The sequence below is a fragment of the Fibrobacter sp. genome (assembly GCA_024398965.1).
In the GTDB taxonomy this organism is placed as follows: Bacteria; Fibrobacterota; Fibrobacteria; order Fibrobacterales; family Fibrobacteraceae; genus Fibrobacter.
Map to the genome: position 1 here is coordinate 77,008 of JAKSIF010000001.1, position 18,772 is coordinate 95,779.

Consider the following 18,772-nt stretch of genomic DNA (forward strand, 5'->3'; position numbering starts at 1 on the left):
TAACCTGAAGTTCAAAAGGTTAAAGGGGCATGAAGGTAAACCAGGAAAGAATTCCCGCAAAAACCGATGTGAAAAAAACTCCATCGGTTTTTTGCTTTTGGGTCATTCTGTTATCTGCAGTATGGTTAGCGGGTTGCAGCGACTTCCTTTCGCCAGTAGATAGTACCCCCTCCCCTACCGAGTACTCCTACAACTACTGGCTTCTAGAAAAAACCTTCCTCTTTGAGGAGGAACTAAAGGAACTGAACCTTCCGGCAGAAGGGGACTCTGTTTCAGACCTCTACAAGGCTGTGAAGCCTATCGATCCGTACACTCGCTACTACCCACCGTCAAAGAGCGAAGACGTTAGCATCGCCATCAACACGAGTGTTGTCCAAGGTGACGTTGGCATGGAGTACGTCCTGGGCAGTACTGATTATCCTTTGTTTATTTACCGAGTCTACCCGGATGGTCCAGCAGGGCGGGCGGGCGTTCCGCGCTACGGAAATATCATCCAAGTCAACGGGCTCGACATCATGGGAGAAAGCGCCTACAGCACCTACGATTCCATCCTGACCTACTCCAAGACCATGTCCATGACCGTTGTCTCCCTGGCTCAGGATACACTACGCTTCGAGCTGACAAAGGAAGACGTCTACGCCCCCACCCTGTTCGTCGACACAACTGCTGAAGGCGTCATCGTCATGAACATCCGCGAGTTTAAACTGAATACCGCAGACAAGGTCAACGGATCCCATGGAGAACTAAAGGCCTATCTAGACTCCACTGCAAATGAAACTGCGCCGCGAATCATTGACTTGAGAAACAATCCCGGCGGCCACGTGCAACAGTGCATTGCCATGGCAGACTTGTTCGTGAAGCAGGGGCCCCTTTCCACAAGATCCTGGAGAACCTTTGACGCCTACGGAAACTCGCAGCACAAGAAGGCAACCGTTTCTGCCAGCTCCGGAGATCCTGGCGAAAAAGGCAAGTTCATTCTGCTGGTGAACAGGAACAGCGCCAGTTGCGCAGAAATTTTTGCAGCAGCGGTTTCCGAGGGCGCAGGCGTTCCTGTGGTCGGGGAAAACAGCTTCGGCAAGGGCATCGGCCAAACCACATGGAAAACCTATGCCAAGGGCCTCGCCATTATTACCAACCTGGAATTTCTAACCCCAAAGGGAAACTCCTACCACAAGAATGGCATTCAGCCAGACTACCCCTGTGAAAACGTCTCACTCCAGTGCGGGGTCGAGGCTATCAAGAAATATTACGGCCAGAGCAAGGCTGCAAAAAAAACACAGTCGGAACAAGGGCCTCTGTTTGAAACGGATTTTCCCATCGTTAGGAATCATCAATTTATCGGGGGGGCTCTGCTTGACGAAGCTTATGTCAGGTAACCCCATAAGGAGAAACAATGAAATTATCTAAAGTCTGTGCGGCAGTGGCACTAAGCCTTGGGCTATCCTTCATAGGATGTTCTTCGGACGGATCCAGTGATGGAATCAACCTCCCTCAGAACCAATGGGACCCCGAAGATGGCACTTACACCCAGGAAGAAATCGAGTTGCTGTTCAACAACGAGCTTCTCGGTTTATTCTATATGGAAGCCAAGAATGAACTGAAGGACGCTGACGCCTATATGGGTAAGGGCAGCACCAGCAGCGTGTATTCCAAGAGCGCCTGTACCGGTCCCTATGTGGATGTGTGCTACATGTACGAACAGTTGAGTGACAACTTTACCCGATACTTCGATCCGAATTACGCCGCTCAAATTCTTTCCTTGCTGACTGAATCAGAATCTGCCGTAGGCGTTGGAATCCAAGTTGAATTGACACCCGATGGAAGCATCGTCATTACCGAAGTGTGGGACAACAGTCCTGCCAGCGGCCTGCTTTCCGTTGGCGACACGATTGTTTCCGTTGACGGAACAACGCCAACCTCTATTTCCGCCTTTGACAAACTGGTTTCTGGCGACGAAGGCGATAAAATCGTTTTCGAGATTCGAAACGAAAAGGAAATCATGGTCGCCGTCACCCTCGGCGAATTCTTGGCACCCACAGTCTATCTCGATTTTGTCGATTCCATCCCTGTTGTACGGATCACAGAATTTACCGAGGAAACATCCAGCGATAGCGGAACCTACGGCGAGTTCATGAGCATGGCCAAGAAAATCAACGACTACAAGTCCATGGTCGTAGACCTCCGCGGTAATCCCGGTGGAGACGTCAGCCAGTGCAGCAACATCGCTGCCGAATTCCTGAGCAAGAATGACACCATTATTACCTTAGTCGAAACCAATGTTGACTCCACGGTAAAGCACGGTGTTGCCATCGACTACTTCCAGATCTTAGACACAACAACGTACATTGCCAGCGAGAACGGAGTAATCAACGACAAGTACGTGGTTTTCCTTGCCGACGAGAATTCCGCCAGCTGCGCAGAAATTTTGTTAGCTGCAGTCACCGCACAAAACAAGACTCCTGTTGTAGGCAAGACCACCTACGGAAAGGGAATCGGTCAAATGGTCATGACCACTTATGCAGATGGCCTTGCTCTCATCACCGGCCTTAAGATGATAGACAAGAATGGCGATTCGTACCATAAGATGGGCATTGAACCCGACCATGTCATCACCGATGCAGACGAACAGTTGAAAACAGCTGTGGACATCGCCAAGGAAGCCTCGGAAAAACGCGTAGCGGGCTACGGCAAGGTTCCCACAGGCAACTTCAAGAAAGTCAAAGCCCTCGGCCCCCTTGGCATTCCCGCAAGCAAGGCAGACTTCTACAACCTGCTGACAGGCCCCTACACAATAAAGAACTTCAAGAAGTAACGCAAAAGACCCGGATATCTTCCGGGCCTTTTTCATATTCTGAGCTGCTGTTAAATCTTAGTCCAGGTTTCTCATACGGACCATCACATCGGTGGTATCGTTGGCCTTGACTGCAGGCGAAGCCAAGGTCTTTTCGATCTGCGTACGGATTTCAGCAACCTGCTTCTGAAGGCGGCCAAGACGTTCGCCCTCAAGCTTAGGTGTAGCAATCATGGTCTTGCTGGACGGATTAATCCAGGAGCCCTTTTCGTTCTTGAAGCCAAAATGAAGGTGAGGGCCAGTGCTACGTCCTGTGGAACCCACACGACCGATAACCTGACGGGGAGCCACCTTGGCTCCAACGCCTACCCCACGGGCAGACAGGTGCATGTACCAGCTTTCGGAATTGTCACGATGGCGGATTGCAATCTTGTTTCCACTATATTCGTCATAGCCAGAAACCGTAACCACACCTTCGGCAACGGCATAGACCGGCGTTCCAGAAGGATTGCCGTAGTCAATACCATGATGAGCCTTACGCTGACCGGTAATAGGATGGATGCGAGTTCCGTAGGGGCTAGTCACATGCAAACGGTCCAGCGGGTAGCGGAGACCATCGTATACCAGAGCCTCGCCTGTTTCTGTATAGTGTGCGTTAAAGGAGCTCTTGGGATCTGGATCCTCGTAGCGGAACGCCTCATGATGACCAACGATGCGGCCGTCGAACTCGGCATACACAACCTTACCGCTAATCCAGATGGAATCCTGGTAGAAGGTTTCTTCCAGAAGGATGCGGAACTTGTCACCGGCTCGGGCCATAGGGAAAGCCACCTTGCACTGGAGAACTCCGCTGACGATTCCCACCATACGTCCCGGGATACCCACCTTGAACAAGGTTCCGTTCAAGGTACTACCTTCGGTAAGGGCGCCCTCGAAGACAGACTGACGACGAACAACGGGCTTTTCAATACGGCTGTAGACGTAACCCGTGTCGGTCTTACTCATAATGTGAATTGTCGCGGGATTGGGCGCATAACGAAATCGCTGGACACTGCCTGTAGAATCCAACGCTGCAAAAAACACCTGGCCTACGCGAAGCTTGGAAAGTTCAACACTATCCTGCATTCCGAGGACAATCTTACCACGTTCCGTCTGGGAAATACGCATGCGCTGAAGCACCTGGAACAAGCCATCCCCAGCACGAACCGTATCGTTTTCCACAGTCCAATTGCCAGGTAGCTGCTGCGTTTGCGAAATAACCTGCTGCAAGGAGTCTATTCTTGCGCGTAAACCTTCGCCTTCTTCTTTCAAGTTCTGAATTTTTTCTTGCTCGTTACATCCCATTAGACAAAGAGCAAACAATAACGCGGTCAGTGTAAAACGAAGCACAAAGCCCTCAACAATTACAAAACAAAAACAAGCTTAATGGCTCAAAGTTAAAAAAAGAAATAAAAAAAGAGATTCCCCAATCAGGAAATCTCTTTTCAAATTGCGAATCTAAGTAATTGAACGCGAATTAGTTTGCTGCAGCGGGAGCAGCTTCAGCAGGTGCGGCAGCGGGTGCTGCGGCAGGAGCGGCAGCAGCAGCGGGCTTTGCTTCAGCCTTGGGAGCAGCCTTCTTTGCAGCCTTGGGAGCCGGCTTTGCTTCAGCCTTAGGTTCTTCGACCTTGGGTTCTTCTGCAGAATGAGTATCGATCAATTCCATTTCGAATACGAGAACGCTATTGCCCGGAATCTGCGGAGCACGACCACGAGGACCGTAAGCGATATCGCTAGGAATCCATGCGGCAACCTTTTCGCCAACCTTCATGAGCTTGAGCATTTCGGTCCAACCCGGAATCACGGCGTTGATGGGGAATTCCAGAGGTTCGCCACGGTCGACAGAGCTGTCGAACTTGGTGCCGTCCAGAAGAGTACCGGTGTAGTGAACCTTGACGATATGGCCATCAGTCGGAGTTGCGCCATCGGCCTTACCTTCGGTAATTACCTTGTACTGAAGGCCAGATTCAGTGGTAACAACGCCTTCGGCAGTCTTGTTCTGAGCAAGGAATGCTTCACCAGCAGCCTTGTTATTTTCGGCAGCAATGCTATCCTTGGCGGCCTTTTCAGCCTGACGAGCCTGGGAAAGGTCGGTCAGAGTCTGGAAAATGATGGAATCGTTCATCAGGAAATGAGCGGAATCTTCGTTATAACGTTCCTTGAAAGCCTGAATGAAAACGTCGATATCCAAATCGATGGAGTCGCGGGTGACCAACTGGAAATGAGCCTGGTTACCAAAGTGAGCACCGAGAGCGTAGCTGTACTTATCCTTATCGGTAACGAGAGTAGTCTTAGTCTTTGCGGCACCGCCATTGCAAAGCTGGTCACAACCAGTCATGGCGAGAGCGAGAGCACCTGCGGCAACAATCATTTTTTTGTTCATAATATTCCTCTTTTTTGTTAGACGATGTGAAAAATAACAAATTGAACAGCAAAAGGACCAATTGTAAAATTTTTTATCAAAAGTTTTTCATATATTAGAACCCTGTAATAAAAAGAGGTTTTTGCATATGTGCGGAATTGTTGCCTACATCGGCCAAAGCGAAGCACTTCCCATTCTCGTGGGAGGTCTCAAAAAACTGGAATATCGCGGCTACGACAGCTCGGGTATTTCTATTTACAACGATGGGAAAATCAGCACAGTCCGCGCTTCGGGCAAGATCAGCGCCTTGGAAGCAAAGCTTTCCGCAAGTCCGGTCTTTGGACATATGGGCATCGCCCACACCCGTTGGGCAACCCACGGAGCCCCTACCGAGCAGAACGCACATCCCCACACCAGTTTCGACGGAAAGATTTCCATCGTACATAACGGCATTATCGAAAACTACGCTGTCTTAAAGAAGCGTTTGCAGGCCGAAGGCATTGAATTTAAGTCCGAGACCGATACCGAAGTCGTGTCCCATTTGATTGCAAAGTATTACAAGGGCAACCTCAAGGACGCCGTACTGAAGGCAATTTCCAAGATTGAAGGAACCTTCGGCTTGGCAGTCATCTGCACTGAAGAACCCGAAACCATGATTGGCGCACGCCGAGGCAGCCCCTTGATTCTCGGCATTGGCCAAAACGAATTCTACCTGGCTAGCGACGTTTCCGCCATCATCAGCCACACCCAGAAAGTGGTATACCTGGATGATAACGACGTGGTTGAAATCAAGAACGGCAACTACGCTCTGCTGAACACCAACAGCCAGCCAGTCCGGCACGAAGTTCAAGACGTTGAATTTGATGCCGACGCCATCGCCAAGGGCGGTTTCGCCCACTTCATGCTAAAGGAAATCTTTGAACAGCCCGAAGTTCTTCGCAACACCATGCGCGGCCGCCTCATGTTTGCCGAAGGCAATGCAAAGCTCGCAGGCCTCGACACCAACATCAAGGAACTGCGAAACATCAACCGAATCATTATTACCGCCTGTGGCACCAGCTACTACGCCGGTATGGTTGGCGAATACATGATCGAAGACTTGGCAGGCGTTCCTGTTGAAGTGGAATACGCCTCCGAGTTCCGCTACAGAAACCCCATTATCAAGCCGGGCACCCTTGTTCTCGCCATCAGCCAGTCCGGCGAAACCGCAGATACTCTTGCTGCCCTTAAGGAAGCCCAGCAGAAGGGAGCAACCGCCCTTGCCATTTGTAACGGAGTCGGCTCTACTATCGCCCGTACAAGCGATGGCGGCGTATACCTCCATGCCGGTCCCGAAATCGGCGTTGCCAGCACCAAGGCCTTCACATCCCAGGTTACCGTTCTCGCCATGATCGCCCTCTTGCTGGGTCGCCAGCGTAGGCTTTCCTTCGAAGGCGGCGCTGACCTGGTCAAGGCTATGCAGGAACTTCCGGATTTGGCAGAGCAGACTTTGAAACTTTCCGACCAGATTGCAGGCATCGCCCAGAAGTACGCAAAGGCAACCAACTTCCTGTACCTGGGTCGCCACTACAACTACCCTGTGGCCATGGAAGGCGCTCTGAAGCTCAAGGAAATCAGCTACATTCATGCAGAAGGCTACCCTGCTGCAGAAATGAAGCACGGCCCCATTGCCCTCATCGACGAAAACATGCCGGTGGTGGTTATCGCTCCTAAGGACGCCCTCTTCGACAAGGTCATCAGCAACGTTCGTGAAATCAAGGCCCGCGGTGGCAAGGTTATCGCCATCACCACCGAAGATTGCCACCCGCTGGATGAAATTGCAGACCACTTGATCAAGGTCCCCAAGACCAGCAGCATGTTAATGCCCATCCTTACCTGCATTCCTCTGCAGCTTATGGCCTACCACATCGCAGTGCTTCGCGGCAACGATGTGGACCAGCCCCGTAACCTGGCCAAGAGCGTAACGGTGGAATAGCGGTTAGTGATATGCGTAACGCGAACGCAGCGTCAGAGTTTGCTCTGAAATTGCGAGCACAAGCATCCTTCCGCCCTAGCCCCTAAACTAGGGATTAGAAACTAGAGAATTTTCTACATTTATTTTTCATGGAAGTGGAACAGGAAGTTTTGGAACAAGACGAATACGAGGTCCGCATAGGAGCCTTCAATGGCCCTATGGATCTTTTGGTGTATCTTGTCCAAAAGAAAGAAGTTCCCCTGGAGCAGATTTCCATTGCAGAAATTGCCGACCAGTTCCTGAAATGGGTTAACGTCTATAGCGAATCCGCCCTAATGGACCTTTCCAAGGCAGGCGACTTTCTCTCAATGGCAAGCCGTCTCATGGCCCTCAAGGTCCAGGAACTGCTCCCTGCAGAAGAACGCGATCCCGAGATGGAAGCGGAATACAACGAGGACCGCGAACAACTCATGAAGGAAATGCTTGAATACCAGCGATTCAAGCAGGTGGCCAGCGGACTTCAGGAAATGGAAGGCGAAAACTTCGGTACCTATTCCCGCGGACGACTGGAAAAGACCCAGTCCGACGAAGACACCCTGGCAGACGCAAATATCTGGCAGCTCTTTAGAGCCTACCAGAAGAGCCTCAAGACAAAGATTTCCGACACAGTCCACCACATTGAATTGGACTACGTCACCATTCAGGACCGCCAGCAGGCCATCAACAACTACCTAAGCGTAAACGGCAGGGCCTTGTTCGAAGACCTGCTGGATAACGACTCCCACCCCATCGTGGCAGCCGTTACCTTCATGGCCATGCTGGAAATGATCAAGACAGACGAAATCGTTTTCCGTCAAAGTGAACTTTTCGGCCCTATCTGGATTTACCGTAAAAAGAACAATGCGGAATTCGCCGACGAAATGGCCCGCGAAACCGTATTCTTCAGCAAGGATCCCGACGTCAAGCCCGGCCTTGTGGAAGCAATCCGCAATCAGGCCATGGCACGTTCCAAGGAACAGACCGTTGGCGACCTGGCCGCAGTCATGCGCGAAGCGGTTCAGTGGACTGAACACGGCCGCAACGTTTCCGAGGAAGACCTTACCGCCATGCTAGAAGGCAAGGTGGACATGTCCGACGTTCTGGAGAACCCCTTCGCCGAAATGATGAAGGAAGACGAAGCCGCAGAACAGGCTGCAAATGGACAGCCCGCTACAGCACCTGCAACACCTGCCGAAGCCGCCACGCCTGTTGAAGGAGTCATTCCGGCTGAAGGCGCCACCCCTGTCACAGATTCCGCAACCGAAATCAAGCAAGAATCCGTAACAGAAGTGTCCGAAGAAGACAACACCGAAACCCCTGAAGAACCGGTTGTTGAACGCCTTGCCGAATTCATGGACGAGGACGAACTTGAAGAGAGTGAAGTTTCCTCTGCAGACCAGCAGATGTCCGACGAAGAATTTGCAGAATTCATGCGTAAGGCCCAGGAATTCTACAACAACGGTGGAAACGGCGAGGTTCCCTCTACAGCCGCAGAAACACCCCAAGAATTAGACGCAACTCCGACAATAGAATCTGCAACGTTCGAATCTACGACAGTCGAAGTCCGTTCCTCTTCTGACGAAGACATCCCCACAGTCCAAAAGCCCCAGGAATCTGAAGAGGAAGAGGATGAAGGCCCTATCTTCGCTGGAAACGAAATGACCGACGCCGAATACATCGCTTATCTAACCAGAAGCGCAAAGAACTTCGGCAAGAAAGACTAACGAAAAAGCACCGCCTTTGCGGTGCTTCTTTTTTAATACTAAAATCGATTTCAAAGTGAAAATCTAATCGTCATTGCGACCGCCAAGCAAGCCCGCTCGATAAGCCCAGTACAACAGCTGAAGAATGGAGCCAATGGCTGCAGCCACATAGGTAAGGCCTGCAGCAAAGAGCACTCCACTTACCGCATTATATTCACGGCCCTGGGCGACAATGTCCATGCGGGCAAGAGCTTTCTTGGCTCGGCTAGACGCATCAAACTCTACAGGAACTGTAACCAGGGTAAAGAGCGTAGCCAAGGCGAAAAGCAACACACCCACAATGGCCAGGGAATATCCGAGAGCTCGGCCTGCACTCATCAGGACGATTCCAAGAATAACCAGCCAGGGACCCAAATTGGAACCGATATTTGCAGCAGGAACAATGGCAGAACGCAACCACATGGGGAAATAATTCTGGGCATGCTGAATGGCATGGCCAACTTCATGTGCGGCAACACCAGCAGCACTAGCGCTACGGCCGTAATAAACTTCCTTGGACAGGTTCAAGGTCTTGTTCAGCGGATTGTAATGATCGGACAAAAAACCGCTATGCACCAATACCTGGACATCTGTAATGCCAGCATCCATTAGGATAGCCTTGGCCACATCAGCCCCTGTCAGACCGCTGGAAATAGCCACTTTCTGGCCAGCCTTGAAACGGGATTTCACCATCATGGAAACACCACCAGAAAGGGCTAGCGTAACCACAAGAATCGTCATATATAAAGGATCGAACATCATATACATAAATGTATAAAAGAAACGGGCATGAAACCTGCCCGTTCATCAACAAATATTTTTAATTCATCAGTTATTTTACAGCAATCCTGTGATTTGCCACTCCACCGGTAGACTGCGTGCGAACGATATACGAACCCCTCGGCAAACGATCTGTCTGCAGGGATACATTGCCCCTGGCAAGATTTTCAAGGTTTACAACAACCTTTCCCAACGCGCTGATTATCTTGACGGATTCTACATTGCCAAATGAATTATCCACAAACCACAGGTTACCCTGTCCAAAGATCTTTCCCGAGGCTGCGATACGCGGGGATTTACTTAGGCCAGTCTGGGCTTCCGCACCAAGCAATACCGCGGTAATGGACTTTGCAGGAAGCTCAATGGACACCTTGCCTTCCGCAATGGAAGAGGCACCACTCTTAAGAGCGTTCACCTTGTGAGATTCAAAGGTTTCCCCGGAAAGACCCGCCAAGGTAAGAGTTGTCACCCCGGCATTTACGTTCTTCAACCCCTTCACGTCCAAGGAAATCTGCTGAGTTTCCTTTTCGGAACGGTTCACCAGAATTACTGTCATGGAATCCATTGAAGGATTCACAGAGGTATAGGCGGATACGATAGAATCATTGGAGGACACAGACTGAACTCGATTCTCATGACCATAGCGGCTAAACAGGTGCAATACTTCATACATGCCCTCGCGCCAGGACCAGGGCGTAAAGATTTCAACGCCGTTGTCCATGAAGGTTCCAAGCCAGGACGCATAAATAATGGCGGTGGTCATGGCGTCTCCGCTGCCGCCCAGGTCTGTCTCGGTAAGTCCCAGGGTAATGCCGTGACCTTCGCCGAAGTACTGGTCCAGCCAATCGTTGATGCGCTTGAAGATGAATTCCCTGGTAATCTTTTCGTCCCAGCCGCCGTTCACCTGCTTGATGCTGTTGGCGCCAGGATAAACGTAGCTGGTGTCAAAGAACACGCGATGCCACTGCACCTGGTCGGCGTAGTTTTCTTCGGAAGGATACCAGTGGATATCCAGCACGTCCAACAGGCGCTTGCCCGAGGCCTTCTGTTCTGCGGCCACCTTCTTGATAAAGTACTCCAGCCAACAATAGTCGCGTTCCTCGCCGGAGGCGTCCTTCTTGATGCGGCCAGAGGTTCCGCCCTTGTAGGCGATGGAGCACCAGTACCATTCATTGGCTACCACAGGACCGGTGAGCTTGATATCGGGCCAGGCGGCACGGGCCTTCTTGGCCACGTCCACGTAGCGTTCCACCAAAAAGTCGCCGGTCACGTCCAGCTGCAGGTCGCTATGGGTGCCAGCCCAGATTTCCATTTCGTTATCCATACTCCAGTACTGGAAGCGTTTCATGTCGTACTGGAGTTCGTCTTTCCAATGGCCAATAATTCCGACTGTAGAATCTGCAGGCCAGGGTTCATTATACAGGCTATAATCGCCAGCCTTGATGAGGGTCTTGCCATCATCGGCAACTTCGCCACCACCCGCAAGGTCTAAAGTAGCCTGGGCCCACTTGTTGTCATGATTGATATAAAAATCCCAATCCGGGAAATTATACTTATTGGTACTTGCCGCATATCCCGTAAGCTGGAATGCATACATGGCATCGGTCCCGGGCATTTCATCCTGGATTTTCTTTGCGGTAATATCCCAGTCGACCGGATTCACATTGTTGTACCAGTCCGGATGCACCGTCATTTTCTTACGCCAGTTATAGCGGGTAGAATTGTTCCCGTAATTGGCTCGGATAAACCTGACGCCAGCCTCGTTCATCAAATCTATGGAAGCCCGATCTTCCTCACTGATACGGGCACTATCTGCACTAACCTTGTCTATGTTCTTGCCGTAAAGATAGGGCGATATTTTCTTGACACCTGCAGTTGCATCAACAGAAATAGATATTTCTGCCTGAGCAAAGGAAGAAAGCAATCCAAAGCCGGCCACCAGACCCAATAGGGATTTTTTATTCATAAACACACTCCAAACATCCTTCCAACCAATCGGTCGTTTGTATTAAAATATACAGAAAAACAAAAAATGTCCTGAAAAAAATATCAGAACATTTCAAAGCGTTGTCATTCGGCCAACACGACTCTCTACATATCACCGGTTTTTAAGCCAGTCTTATCCCTAATGCGGGTCAAAACCAATCCTAAGAGCAGGTAGAATACCGCCTGTATGGCCAGGGGATACAACAGGGAAGCCGCATCGTAGATATCAGCGCCACGCTGTTCTATGGCAAGCCAGGCAGGAACCGCAAAAGTTGTAGGCAAAATGCAGGACAGCCCTTTCATCCAGGCAGGAATCAAATAGGAAGGCCAGCTAAAGTTGGCAAGGAAAAGTATCGGGATGCTCATGTACAAAAACAGCTGCATGCTGGATTCTCGACGGAGAAAAACCTGAGAAAGAACCATCCCGAAATTGATGGTGGAGAAAAGGAACACAATGGCAAAAGCCACCATTGGAAGGACTTCCCCACGACGGGGGAAGCTGAACACATTGTAGATGACAAAGTGGTAGAAAAGGATAAAGGAACAGTAATGAACAAAATAGGCAAAGGAACGGCCAAAATAGCGGTAGGGCATCTTTTCGTTTTCCACAACGCTATCCCGGAACTTGCCTCGGAACTTTCTGTGAGCGCGGGCGCCACCGAGAATACAGATACCTATCACCAGCGTCTGTTGCAAGATAAGAACCAGCACACTTGGGACAACATAATTGGAATAGCTGCCCGTGTTGTTATACATGGTCTGGATACTGATAGGAACAGGATCTCGCATTGCCATGGCCTTGGCTGCCGGGGCCTTCTTGCCCAAGGCAATCCGTTTCACCTTTGTAGTTGCTCCAACAGTAAGGGCGCATGTGGTAAAGGCTGTCCCGATATTGCCATGGAGCATCACGTAAGCCCCATGGGTAAATACATTCACATCCACGTCGCCGCCATTGCGCAATGTCTTTTCCATGTCCTGGGGAATGACCATGAAGCCGAAAATATCTTCGCGGGCCAAGGCCTCTTCTGCCTCGCGAATATCCGAATAGATGTAACGAACATCGATCTGCTGAGCGGCAGCGGACATCTGCGTTAACTGGCGAGACATGACCGTATGATCCAAGTCCACAACAGCCACGGGAGCCTTAGTCACCGTCTGGTTCATGTAAGGAGTTGGATAATAGAAAGCGTAAAGTACACCAGCCACCACAAGCAGCAGCATGGCGGCAGGATCCGTATAGAACAGTTTCCATTCCGCAAAGGCAACCTTGAACAAGCGCTTAAAGAGATCAATCATCGTCAACCTCCTCGACGCCAGCAGATTCATGATTTGCAGCCCGTTTCCAGCGCATAAACATTAGACGGCCAGCAAGAAGGTGCCAGAACAAGGCCATGCCCAACAGGATTTCAATGGATTCCCACGCATGAGCCTTACCGATGGGACCAAGCAACATGGCCGCCTGAGCCTTCAGGATATGGGTCAGGGGCAACATAAAGGCAAAGCAGCGAACCGCAAAGGGCATGGCCATCAGCGGGAAGGTCTGCCCGGCGAAAGCGAAGGCCGGGCCTGCGATAACGCCGGCGGCACTGGAGGACATACGCATGTTTCCTGTAATCCCGACAAAAGCCGCACCCAAGCCTGTACAAGCTAGAACCATCGCCAGGTGGCCTGCGGACACCACAATGAACTCATCCAACGTCATGGGCGTAAGGAACCGATGGGTATAGGCGTACACAGCCATCAGCGACAGCCACAGGATGACAACTAGCGGCAAGATGGAGGCTAGGCCCAAAACAACACGGGAACCGCCGGCGGCGTCCAGAAATTCCTTGACGCGCCTATCGCGGAACGGATAGCTCATGATGTAGACCGCAACAAGAATGGCTGCCAAGTGGAACACCGCTGTAACAAGGCCCATCCCGAGGAAGCCCTGGTAGTTTCCGCTGGTATTGCCCACGGACTGCAGCTGGACACGAACAGGCTCTGCCATAGATTTCGTGAAGATATTCGCCCCGATGGTGGAGAACACCGTACGGATTTCCTTTGTGGCAAAGGTATTGGTCAGGTAGTTCTGCCCGCTGGAATAAATGGGAACCACAGGTGTTTCCATACGGAGGGCGCGACGTTCCATTTCATAGGGCAGCACAATGAACGCCTGCAGGTCACCGCGGACTACCGCATGTTCACATTCCGAAAGTTCCGCACAAACCAGCCTTACATCAATAACAGGACTTGCCCTAAGGCCTTGTTCCAATTCATCAGCCAGCTGGCTTCGATCCTGCTTTACAATTCCCACCGGAATATGCTGGATGATTTCAGCGGAAAACACCCCCACCATAAAGACGGAGACGCCCACAGGCAAAACAAGCATAATCAGCCACAACACAAGATTATGACTGAAATAGAGCTTGCGGATTGTTCTGAAAAAATCTTTCAGCACAGGTTAACCTGACTAATTACTTGATCTGATCCAACGGGAAAAGAACACTCATACCCGGACGAAGGTTTTCAACTTTCTTGGTGGGGCGCATTCTGACTTCAAAGCTCTTCAAGTCAAAGCCACCACTTTCCTTGGAACTGCGCCAGGTTGCGTAATCGCCGACAGATGCGATGTAGGAAACTTCCATATCCACCTGGGTATCCAGAGCAGGAATGAACATCATGAACGTCTTGCCCTTGGAAACATTCTTAAGCATGTCCTCACGAACATGGAACACTGCCCAGGAATCTTCAAGATCGGTAATGGCAACCACAGGCATTCCGGAGCCAACAACCTCGCCTTCTTCCACCAGTTTTACGGAAACTTCGCCTGCGATGGGAGCGCGAATCTTTGTTTCTTCAAGATAGGCGTCCACTTCGGCATTGGCGCCCTTGGCCTGCAACACCAGGGCATTTGCAGCAGCCTTGTCTTCGGAGCGGGCGCCGGCAAGAGCCTGGTCGTACTGAGCCTTGGCTGCATCAGCGGCGGACTGAGAAGCCTTCATCTGGGTTTCAGCCTCATCGCGCTTTTGAAGGGGAAGCACACCTTCATTATAAAGTTTCTGAACACGGTCATAGGTATTCTTTGCCAGGTTTGCAGCCTCCTGGGCTCGATCGGCCATGGCCTTCAATGCAGTAACGTCTTCGGAACGGGCGCCGTTCTTCGCCTTGCTTGCCTGGGCACGGGCTGCACCAAGAGCACCCTGAGCCTGCATCTTCTTTGCCTCAATTTCAGGGCTGCTGATAACAGCAACAATGGCATTCTTTTCTACCATGTCCCCTTCGCGGAAGAACAGGTTCTCGATACGGCCAGGAACCTTTCCTGCCACAAGAACACGGCGGGCTTCCATTTGCCCTTGCAAGTAGGCTTCACGAGGTTCTGTAGCAAACTTCTGCAATGTCATGACGCCAAAAACAATCAAGGCGATCAACAACAAAACGACGAAAACCTTTCCCAAGATCTTGATGACGTTCATTCTTTACTCCTCTTTAATTCCTTCGTTTGCATTCTCGGTTGCAACAGCCGGCTGCACATTCTCCGGTGCAGCAGTTTCCTGAACATTTCCGGCAGCAGGGACTTCTGCAGTTTTATCAGCGGCAGGTGTTTCCTGCGGCGCATTCTCGACAACCGGAGCCGGTTCCGCTACGGCATTCACCGGTTCAGCAATCTTTTCCGGTTCCTGAGTATCAACAGGTTTCAAATCTTTCAGCATGGATCCCGCATTAACAACTTCACCACTTGCCTCCAGCAGACCAAGCCATGCAATTACTGCGTCATAATGAGCCTTCAAGTCGGCGACCTGCAAACGGGACAAAGCAAGCTCTGCATCAACAACATCCAAGCCAGTTGCAAGGCCGGCTTCGTATGCCAGGGTCTGACTACGATGAGCCTCCTCGGCCAATTCACGAGTTTTCTTCAGGCTCTGTAAGCGGCTCTGGGCATGTTCCTTTTCTCGCCAACGTTTTTCTACCAGAAGGCCGATGTTATCCATGGTCTGTTCTTCCATGCTGGCAAGGGACCTATCCATGGCCTTGGCGTTTGTCACCTTGGAACGGGTCTCCCCTCCCTTGAACAGATCCCACTGGAGCTTGGCACCCACAGCCCATTCCGGCTCCAGGATAGTCAAGTCACGAGTGTAAAGTTCCTTATAGGCAAATAACGCTACCATGGGATAATAGTCACCACGAGCAGCGCTAACTGCATCCTGGCTGCGCTTTCGCTCCGTACGGAGTTGGCGAAGTCCCGGATGCTTATCCAAGGCCAACTGCTTAAATTCTTCCATGGAAGGAGTCTGTTCTGGAGCCATTACCGGTGTAATTGCCGTAAGGCTTGTATCCGTATGGAGCAAACTTGCAAGAGCCATTCGAGCAAGGCTCTGGTCACGATAGGAGTCTTCCAGGGCGTTTTCTGCTTCGGCAAGAGCCACCTCTGCACGCAAACGTTCTGCCTTGCTAATCTGGCCGCCTTCCTCGAGTTTCTTGGAACGTTCCAAATGTTCCTCAAGATTCTTCTTGGTATTTTCGCGCATGACAGTCAATTCTTCTGCCAGGCGCAAGGTGAAATACTTGGTAGCCACGTCCATCAGAACCGTATTCTGAGCCATGTCGAAAGCAGCCTTTCGGGCGTTTACGTTTTCCTTGGCAGCGTCATAGGCCGCGGTACGCTTAAAACCAGTAAACAAAGGCCAGATGGCAGTGAGCCTTGCGTTAAAGAATACATCGTCCTGAACCTTCATCCTGAAGTCATCAGACTTGTCAATCTTGGCGGAGGCCCCAGAACCGTACTCATCGGCCTTCTGCTGGGCCATGTCGTTCACATCCTTGCTTCCAACCACTCCACTCCAGATATCGCCCGCTTTCGCATCCACCGCTGCCTTGGCCTGTTCCTTGGCAGTAGCTTCCGGCATGCCGGCGGCAACCATCTGCTGCACAGCACCATCGTAAGCCTGCTGGTAGGTTTGCTTGTAAGCCTCATTATACACAGAAAGATAGGCCTTGGAGTATGCTGCCGCCCCAGCGATTTCGCTGAGAGGAGCCTGCAGGGAACTCAGGTCGATGGTAATGGGATCGTTGATCTTTGTAACACTTGCCGTCAATGTCAACGAAGGCAAGAAACGGGAGCGAGCCTCGGTCTGGCCGCTTTCAGCCATTTCGACCTTTGCCTTTTCCGCCTTGATTTGCGAATTGCTGGAACGGGCCATATCAATGGCGTCCTGCAAGGAAATCGGCATTCCCAAAGCGGGAACCACCGCCATACATGCTGCTAACCACTTAATGTTTTTCATACGGGAAATAAGATAAAAAATGAGTTTTAGGGCGACTATACCAAAACCCTACAAAAACTTACTTTTTTTAACTAAATTGCTTACAAAAATGTTACGTAATAAAATTCGCATTTTTATGACAAAAAAGGCTCCCCAAAGGGAGCCTTCTTTAAAAATACGATTTGCAGTTACTTACCCGGAGTAGGTTCCGCAGCCTTCCATGCAGAGGGGCCGTAACCCATGGTGGTCAAATCCACACGCTGCAGGCTATATCCTGCGCCGTCGGCTTCAGTGAGGCCAGCCCAAGCGTCAGAATACAAAGTAGCATCATGCCAGGAGTAGAAGAACCTGCCATCGGCAGACTTTGTATAAGGTTCCTTGACAGCAATGGTTTCACCACGGTTAGACAGCTTACCAGTATAGGTGAAAATCTGGACGTTTTCAGGAATCTTGTAGCTTGCACGAACAAGGTCCGGACCCCAGCCAGGAATGCTGACATCTTCCAGGGTTTCGGGAATAAGAAGAATCATGGAATGAGCCGGGAATACAGCCTCAGAGGGGAATTCCAAGCCAATGCCTTCGACCTTCCAGCCCTTGCCAACACTTGCATTGTAGAACTTAATGTCCTGCTCACCAGCATTCACCAGTTCCAGGAATTCAAAGGGCAAGTCGCCCTTGTCATTGGGATGATAGTGGATTTCGTTGATATACACGGAGCCAAGCTTAAGAGCGGAGTTCGGAGCACCCGGAGTGGCTTCTACAAGAGGTCCCTGTGCAACGGAGCCGTCGGCAACGTCAACGGTACCGCTGACACCAGTGCCAGCAGGAAGCCAAATGCTGGATTCCTGACCTTCAACAGCACCATATAGGTAGATTTCGCCACCCTGCTCGCTAACAATCAGCTCAGAATCAAAGGCTTCAGCACCATCAAGTACCAGATAACCGCCGGCAGGAACAACACCAGACTTAATTGTCAATGTTTTTCCAGTCATCTTCACAAAGACGGTCCAACCCGTTACATCAACAGCTTCGGAACCAGAGTTGTAAAGTTCCATCCATGCAGTTTTTCCAATGGACCAAGGCATCACTTCATTGATTCGAACCGTGTTAACGACATCAACACAAGCATCATTGCCAACACCAGGGTTTCCGCCAGCTGCGGCACTAGCACACCAGGAAACAGACTGAGCAGCAATGCCACCAGTATACACCAGGGTTCTGCCCTTTCCATCAGCAAGGCTCGGCCAAGGAGGTTCACTGCTGAATGCACAAGTCACGTCGCCTTCGCCGCGAACCTTCACATTTACAACGCCACCCTCATTGATCATCTTACCCGTCATGCCGCCAAAGACACGGCCAGCAAAGTTGGGATAGGCAGCATTGAACAAAGCCAGGTCGTTAGCGACAACAATGTACTCACCCTTCTTCAAGGGTTCTGCCGGGAAAGAGAAATCTACATCACCGCTCAGGTGCAGCTGGAAGTTCTGCATGTTGTCCATGTCAGAACCACCGGCAATATATACTTCCACCCATTCCAAGGCGGAACCATCGGGAGCGTTGTACATGATTTCAGAACAAGCCATCTGCGGTTCGTCCGTATCGGACAGAGACGAACTTGAAACCAAGACGTCATTGGAAGGCTTATTGGAAGAACTAGAACCAGGATTCTGGGCAGAGCCAGAATCAGAGGAGTTATTCCCTGGTGTGACAGGAACGTTGTCATCCGGAGGAGTTACCGGAGAAGAGCTATCATCGGAGCATGCGCCCATCACGGAGAGAAGGGCGGCGCTTGCGCCAGTCAAGAGAATCTTTTTGATATCCATAGGAGACATCCTT

The 18,772-nt window shown here is 50.9% G+C and carries 13 protein-coding genes; 4 read left to right on the forward strand and 9 right to left on the reverse strand.

Annotated features, from left to right (window positions below; translation table 11 throughout):
• Positions 1 to 29: 29 nt before the first annotated feature.
• Positions 30 to 1,376: a S41 family peptidase gene (locus MJZ26_00320; protein ID MCQ2104210.1), complete on the forward strand. Its 1,347-nt coding sequence runs from the start codon at positions 30 to 32 to the stop codon at positions 1,374 to 1,376.
• A gap of 17 nt (positions 1,377 to 1,393) precedes the next feature.
• Positions 1,394 to 2,812: a S41 family peptidase gene (locus MJZ26_00325; protein ID MCQ2104211.1), complete on the forward strand. Its 1,419-nt coding sequence runs from the start codon at positions 1,394 to 1,396 to the stop codon at positions 2,810 to 2,812.
• A gap of 57 nt (positions 2,813 to 2,869) precedes the next feature.
• Here the strand turns inward: MJZ26_00325 and MJZ26_00330 are convergent, their stop codons facing one another.
• Positions 2,870 to 4,180, reverse strand: a complete 1,311-nt coding sequence (locus MJZ26_00330) for a M23 family metallopeptidase (GenBank protein ID MCQ2104212.1) — start codon at positions 4,178 to 4,180, stop codon at positions 2,870 to 2,872.
• 127 nt (positions 4,181 to 4,307) lie between these two features.
• Positions 4,308 to 5,213 carry an FKBP-type peptidyl-prolyl cis-trans isomerase gene (locus MJZ26_00335; GenBank protein ID MCQ2104213.1) on the reverse strand — a complete coding sequence of 302 codons (906 nt, stop codon included), beginning with the start codon at positions 5,211 to 5,213 and terminating at the stop codon, positions 4,308 to 4,310.
• 127 nt (positions 5,214 to 5,340) lie between these two features.
• On the opposite strand from MJZ26_00335, the gene glmS reads away from it, so the two are divergent.
• On the forward strand, positions 5,341 to 7,167 hold the full coding sequence (gene glmS / locus MJZ26_00340) for a glutamine--fructose-6-phosphate transaminase (isomerizing) (GenBank protein ID MCQ2104214.1): 1,827 nt from the start codon (positions 5,341 to 5,343) through the stop codon (positions 7,165 to 7,167).
• A gap of 128 nt (positions 7,168 to 7,295) precedes the next feature.
• Positions 7,296 to 8,909: a segregation/condensation protein A gene (locus tag MJZ26_00345; GenBank protein MCQ2104215.1), complete on the forward strand. Its 1,614-nt coding sequence runs from the start codon at positions 7,296 to 7,298 to the stop codon at positions 8,907 to 8,909.
• A 63-nt stretch (positions 8,910 to 8,972) separates the two neighbouring features.
• Here the strand turns inward: MJZ26_00345 and MJZ26_00350 are convergent, their stop codons facing one another.
• The 7 genes from MJZ26_00350 to MJZ26_00380 all read right to left on the reverse strand — a co-directional run bounded on the left by MJZ26_00350 (position 8,973) and on the right by MJZ26_00380 (position 18,759).
• The gene (locus MJZ26_00350) at positions 8,973 to 9,689 is read right to left on the reverse strand and encodes a zinc metallopeptidase (protein MCQ2104216.1); all 717 of its coding nucleotides are present in this window, start codon (positions 9,687 to 9,689) and stop codon (positions 8,973 to 8,975) included.
• A gap of 70 nt (positions 9,690 to 9,759) precedes the next feature.
• A complete protein-coding gene (locus MJZ26_00355) occupies positions 9,760 to 11,673 on the reverse strand; it encodes a T9SS type A sorting domain-containing protein (protein MCQ2104217.1) in 1,914 nt (637 codons plus the stop codon).
• A gap of 125 nt (positions 11,674 to 11,798) precedes the next feature.
• The gene (locus tag MJZ26_00360; GenBank protein ID MCQ2104218.1) at positions 11,799 to 12,989 is read right to left on the reverse strand and encodes an ABC transporter permease; all 1,191 of its coding nucleotides are present in this window, start codon (positions 12,987 to 12,989) and stop codon (positions 11,799 to 11,801) included.
• Entirely contained in the window at positions 12,982 to 14,133 is a 1,152-nt protein-coding gene (locus MJZ26_00365) for an ABC transporter permease (protein MCQ2104219.1), read from the reverse strand. The genes MJZ26_00360 and MJZ26_00365 overlap by 8 nt, the downstream gene beginning before the upstream one ends.
• A gap of 16 nt (positions 14,134 to 14,149) precedes the next feature.
• Complete coding sequence (locus MJZ26_00370) at positions 14,150 to 15,148, reverse strand: efflux RND transporter periplasmic adaptor subunit (protein MCQ2104220.1); 999 nt, start codon at positions 15,146 to 15,148, stop codon at positions 14,150 to 14,152.
• Between the two features lie 3 nt (positions 15,149 to 15,151).
• Positions 15,152 to 16,957, reverse strand: a complete 1,806-nt coding sequence (locus MJZ26_00375; protein MCQ2104221.1) for a TolC family protein — start codon at positions 16,955 to 16,957, stop codon at positions 15,152 to 15,154.
• Between the two features lie 167 nt (positions 16,958 to 17,124).
• Positions 17,125 to 18,759 (reverse strand): lamin tail domain-containing protein, encoded by a 1,635-nt coding sequence (locus tag MJZ26_00380; protein ID MCQ2104222.1) that lies wholly within the window; start codon positions 18,757 to 18,759, stop codon positions 17,125 to 17,127.
• Positions 18,760 to 18,772: the final 13 nt, after the last annotated feature.

What these genes read in the sequence shown, in the direction of transcription:
- MJZ26_00325 (MCQ2104211.1), top strand. Translation starts at nt 1,394, where the DNA reads ATGAAATTATCTAAAGTCTGTGCGGCAGTGGCACTAAGCCTTGGGCTA.
- MJZ26_00370 (MCQ2104220.1), bottom strand. Translation starts at nt 15,148, where the DNA reads ATGAACGTCATCAAGATCTTGGGAAAGGTTTTCGTCGTTTTGTTGTTG.
- glmS (MCQ2104214.1), top strand. Translation starts at nt 5,341, where the DNA reads ATGTGCGGAATTGTTGCCTACATCGGCCAAAGCGAAGCACTTCCCATT.
- MJZ26_00320 (MCQ2104210.1), top strand. Translation starts at nt 30, where the DNA reads ATGAAGGTAAACCAGGAAAGAATTCCCGCAAAAACCGATGTGAAAAAA.
- MJZ26_00335 (MCQ2104213.1), bottom strand. Translation starts at nt 5,213, where the DNA reads ATGAACAAAAAAATGATTGTTGCCGCAGGTGCTCTCGCTCTCGCCATG.
- MJZ26_00360 (MCQ2104218.1), bottom strand. Translation starts at nt 12,989, where the DNA reads ATGATTGATCTCTTTAAGCGCTTGTTCAAGGTTGCCTTTGCGGAATGG.
- MJZ26_00355 (MCQ2104217.1), bottom strand. Translation starts at nt 11,673, where the DNA reads ATGAATAAAAAATCCCTATTGGGTCTGGTGGCCGGCTTTGGATTGCTT.
- MJZ26_00375 (MCQ2104221.1), bottom strand. Translation starts at nt 16,957, where the DNA reads ATGAAAAACATTAAGTGGTTAGCAGCATGTATGGCGGTGGTTCCCGCT.
- MJZ26_00350 (MCQ2104216.1), bottom strand. Translation starts at nt 9,689, where the DNA reads ATGATGTTCGATCCTTTATATATGACGATTCTTGTGGTTACGCTAGCC.
- MJZ26_00345 (MCQ2104215.1), top strand. Translation starts at nt 7,296, where the DNA reads ATGGAAGTGGAACAGGAAGTTTTGGAACAAGACGAATACGAGGTCCGC.
- MJZ26_00380 (MCQ2104222.1), bottom strand. Translation starts at nt 18,759, where the DNA reads ATGGATATCAAAAAGATTCTCTTGACTGGCGCAAGCGCCGCCCTTCTC.